This is a genomic window from Gelidibacter sp. (assembly GCF_035577925.1).
Taxonomy (GTDB): domain Bacteria; phylum Bacteroidota; class Bacteroidia; order Flavobacteriales; family Flavobacteriaceae; genus Gelidibacter.
In genome coordinates this window covers 1-4,906 of record NZ_DATJCY010000152.1, presented here as the reverse complement: position 1 = coordinate 4,906, position 4,906 = coordinate 1, and the positions used below count along the sequence as shown (strand labels likewise).

At 35.5% G+C, this 4,906-nt stretch carries 3 protein-coding genes; 1 reads left to right on the top strand and 2 read right to left on the bottom strand.

Annotation, left to right across the window (positions count from 1 at the left end; all coding sequences use genetic code 11):
- Positions 1–560: aminotransferase class I/II-fold pyridoxal phosphate-dependent enzyme (locus tag VNJ50_RS05325; protein ID WP_325579758.1), on the bottom strand; the 560-nt coding region annotated here is incomplete at its 3' end.
- A gap of 273 nt (positions 561–833) precedes the next feature.
- Here VNJ50_RS05325 and VNJ50_RS05320 point away from each other — a divergent pair.
- A complete protein-coding gene (locus VNJ50_RS05320) occupies positions 834–1,511 on the top strand; it encodes an HAD family phosphatase (RefSeq protein WP_325579756.1) in 678 nt (225 codons plus the stop codon).
- A 411-nt stretch (positions 1,512–1,922) separates the two neighbouring features.
- Here VNJ50_RS05320 and ccsA read toward each other — a convergent pair.
- Positions 1,923–4,906 (bottom strand): cytochrome c biogenesis protein CcsA (ccsA, locus tag VNJ50_RS05315; RefSeq protein ID WP_325579754.1); only part of this gene is annotated, 2,984 nt, incomplete at its 5' end.

The following is a 4,906-nucleotide window of genomic DNA, read 5'->3' as shown; positions in this document are numbered from 1 at the left end:
TCTATTGGGGTTTGATTTACCGGACTGGCAAAAGTATTATCAATCGTTGTAATTATATGTTTTGATTTTGCCAAATCGGCTACGCCTTTAATATCGGTTATGGTCAATAATGGATTGGATGGCGTTTCAATATGGATCAATTTTGTATTTGGACGAATCGCAGCTTCAAAATCTGAAACCTCATAACCATCCGTAAACGTAAACTCGATACCATATTTAGGAAATTCTTCTCTAATAAAATTGCTTGTGCCGCCATATAAGGTATTTTGAACCACAATATGATCGCCTTGTTTTAAGAATGCCAAAAAAGTTGTACTAATCGCTGCCATACCACTTCCAAAAATCATTCCTGCCTCAGCGTTTTCAAGTGCAGCAATTTTTTTTGATAAATATTCCTGATTGGGCGTATTAAAATATCTCGGATACCGCTTGATATCAACATTATCAAACTGATAAGAAGTTGACATATAAATTGGCGAAACGGCACCTTTAAATTGCTCGTCCTTGATTTCCCCAACATGGGTGCAAATGGTATTTAATCCGTATTTTGGTTTTGACATGTTTATTAACTTTTATAAACTTTAAAATTACGAATAAAAGCTAATAATAAGTGTTTTTTAGATAGTGCTTTTAAAAAATTTCATTCCAATTTTGGAATAAAAATCAATGTGATCTTCAAAACAATCTTTCTAAAAAACAAACACTTATAAAATCCCAAAATGTTGATCGAAAAAGTTTTATGATCGATAAAATTTAAAATCTTCAAAACCATTTGTAGGGATTGTTAGTCATTTGGACTATCTTTGCAACGCTATTAATAAACTTTGCTCCAAATGCTTAAAGCCGTATTATTTGATATGGATGGTGTTATTGTAAACACCGAACCACTTCACCGAAAAGCCTTTTTTCAAACATTTAATGATATCAATATCGACATTTCTGATGATGTATTTGCGTCGTTCACTGGCCGGACTACAATGGCCATTTGCAAAGCATTGGTTGAAGAATTTAAATTACCTATGGCACCTCAAACCATGGTTGACATTAAACGTCATCATTTTAAATATTTGTTTGAAAACGATAGCGAATTAGATCTTTTGGATGGTGTTTTTGACTTGATCAAAGAATATCACAGCAACGGATTGTCCTTAGTTTTGGCATCTTCCTCCTCCATGGATAATATCAATAACATTTTTGATCGCTTTAATCTCAATCCTTATTTTGTTGGTAAAATGAGCGGTACCGAATTAAAAGCATCCAAGCCTCATCCTGAAATTTTTGAAAATGCAGCCTTGGCTTCTGGACATCAACGCCATGAATGTATGGTTATTGAAGATTCCACCAACGGCATTATAGCCGCTAAAAATGCTGGGATTTTTTGCGTTGGCTATGATAGCGTTTTTTCAAAAGACCAAGATTACACATTGGCAGATTTGGTCATCAACGATTTTAAAGAGATTTCCTATCCTATTATTTCAGAGCATTTCAAATCTGTGGTGATGAGCAGATAATTATCATTAAAGATGGGCAACAATTTTATAACTGCTATTTTTTAAATTACTCACTTTTTGAAACAGTAAGCTTTTGTTCATTCTTTAAATTGATTCGCTGAAAAAGCTATTCATTTTTTGTGGTTTTATGGAATGGAATTACAATAAGTTAATTTGGTGTATTTATAAGCTAAGCGACACTTTAAAATAACCATCTTCAATCGAAAGACAAGAAAGAAGAAACATATAGAACAATTTGAACTAAAAACAGCTCAATTGTTAGAATCTGAAATTATCGAAATTAAAATAGTAGTTGAATTTTCCAAAATTAGACCGACGAAAGTATAAGTCAGTGTTTTTCTGTGACAAAAAACAAAAACAGCCATAAACAAAATGTTCATGGCTGTTATCATTTAATACTTAATTTACTTTCTATTTCTTATAATGGATAGCATATTTACGGTAGGCGAAAAATGCTAAAACTGCTACAATACCAACAGTGATCAAAATAAACTTCACGCTCACTATCTGGTCGCCACTTGCGTATGAATGAAGCCCTGATAAATAAAAATTCACCCCAAAATAGGTCATCATAATACTTGCAAAAGCAATAATAGCGGCTAAGTTAAATCCGAAAGTACCTCGAAGTCCCGGCACCAAACGCATATGGATTACAAATGCATAAACCATAATACTGATCAAGGCCCATGTTTCCTTAGGGTCCCAGCCCCAGTAACGTCCCCAACTTTCATTGGCCCACATACCGCCCAAAAAGTTACCGATGGTCAATAAAACTAATCCTGTAGTAAGCGCCAATTCATTGATAATGGTGATTTCCCTAATATTGAGCTGCATTTTCTTTTTATTTTTTTCGGTAGTGAAAATCATTAAAATCAAGGCCACAGTTCCTAAAATCATCCCCAGGGTAAACGGGCCATAACTCATCACGATCACCGCAACGTGGATCATTAACCAGTAGCTATCCAATACAGGTTCTAACGTTGAAATGGCTGGATCCATCCAATTCCAATGTGCCACCATCAAAATAATAGCGGTTACAAATGCCGTAGCTGCAATGGTCAAATCACTTTTTCTACCAAAAGCCAATCCAAAGAACATGGTTGCCCATGCCACATAAATCATCGATTCGTAAGCGTCACTCCAAGGTGCGTGCCCTGACAAATACCATCTTACTCCCAATCCTAATGTATGGAGTAAAAATAGTCCAATAAGAATTACTGCCAACGCTTTGACTCCAAAGTTGATATACTTATTATTTCCTTTTAAAATTTGAATAATCAAAAGAACGAACATGACGGTACCTGCGTACATGTACCAACTAAATAGGCTTCTAAAAATATCATACTTGTTATAAGCAATTTCGGTCTTTACTTTTTTCTCAGACAGCATGACTTCACTGCCATATTTTTCTTGGGTTTTGGTAATCCCGTCCAAAACAGCATCTGATTGGGAAAAATCACCCGTTTGCTTGGCATTATTAAGCGTCAACAAATAAGCGCTAAAACCATTGTTCATGAAATTTCCTAAAAGAGAATCACTTATTTTTTCGCGATAGCCTTCATCTCTAAATTCCTTTGAAGAAATCCATTTATTGTTATCATCGTTAGGAACCGGGAAAATTTTCATGGCACGACCTTCCAATGTATTGTGCAATAATTGAACACGTTGATCGGCTTCCTTTAATTCTTTTTGAGTACCATTAGGTACGGCCGCTCTATAGGCTTCTTCAAGATAAGGCTGTAATTTATAGTTTCCTTTTTCTGTAAAAAAGTCAATAAAAGCCACATGTTTTTGATCAAATGGCACACCAATGATTTTTCTGATGGTATCCGCTTTTTTTGGTGCCAAGTAGATAATAGGAACATTATACCATAACAATGGACTTTCTTGAATGGACAACATAATTTGATTGGCATCAAAGCTTTCATAAGAATCGTGCTTGCTTATTTTCCGCAATACTTCAGAAGCATACGTGTCCATTGGCATCATACGCCCACTGTAATCTTGTACGACCAGATGTCCAAATTTATCGGCATGTTCTTTAGGAGTAATATTGGCTTTAAGGACAGAATCTATTTGTGCTTTTGTTGGTCGGTGGTCGTCATGCGAATTAGATTGTGCAAAACCAAAAGTGCATAAGCCAAACATCAGTACAGTAAGCATTTTACTTTTTTGTTTTTTGACTTTATCCAACATGCGGTTCAAATCGGCAAAACGGGTATTTTTATCAAACCAAATAGCCATAAGACCGATATATAATAAGATATATCCTACATAAGTGACCCAAGTTCCCCAAAAATCGTGGTTTACAGAAAGAATGGTTCCTTTTTCATCCGAATCAAAACTTGCCTGGAAAAAACGATAACCTTTATGGTCCAAAATATTATTCATATAAATGTGATAATCAAAATCTCCTGATTCTTTGTCCAAAACCGTTACTTTACTCTCATAAGATGAATAGCTTTTTTCTGTCCCTGGAAACTTACGCCCGATAAACTCATTAAGTTTTACCTCAAATGGCAATTGCAACATTTTTGACCCATATTTAATGGCTACGGTCAAATTCTCAAATTCCAATTGTTCGAAAGGATTATTTTTAAAAGGTCCACCCAAAAGATTGGCTTGTTGTGTTTCGCCATTAACATTTACTTTCATTACCACGCCATCTTCATCACCTTTAAGCATTTCTGATTTTTTAACCACATCAAAAACTCCTTTTACAATTGGCGTTGGGAACACCATCGACATATTGCCAATAGCATAACGCGATCTTAAAATTAAGGGCTGAACACTATCTTTCACAACCAATCCGGTAGCACGTGTAGCCATGGTCATATAATCGCCTTCGTAAGGAGACTCAATCGTCAAACCATCGGGCGTTGAAGTAATGTTTATGGCGCCAGGTGTAGGCCTATCCAGTGCGATCAAAACATTGTGTAAATTTTGAACTTCGCCAACTTTCAAAAAGTGATTATGTGGCTGTCCGTCGCCAGCTTCTACAATTTTAAGGTAAGATTCGCCGGACTCATCTGGAATGACATCAATTTCAGCCGATTTGATAAATTTTTCGAGTTCAATGCTTACAGGAATATTATTATAATCGGTTTCAACCATAAACTTATTATCCAATCGGTAAGAGAAATCAACTTCACGTTCAATGATTTTTCGTTGTGCTACGCCATCAACCATATAATCGCCATCAAGATAGATGGTTACATAGGTTTTTTGTGATAAAAACTGACTTTCGGCATTTCCTTCACGAATATGCATCATCCCTTCATAACCAATATATCGGGTAATGAAAGCACCAAAAATGATCAATACAAATGATAAGTGCAGAAGTAAGGTAGCCCATTTTTCTTTTCGCCACAATCGGTAACGTGGAATATTACCAA

What these genes read in the sequence shown, in the direction of transcription:
- VNJ50_RS05320 (WP_325579756.1), top strand. Translation starts at nt 834, where the DNA reads ATGCTTAAAGCCGTATTATTTGATATGGATGGTGTTATTGTAAACACC.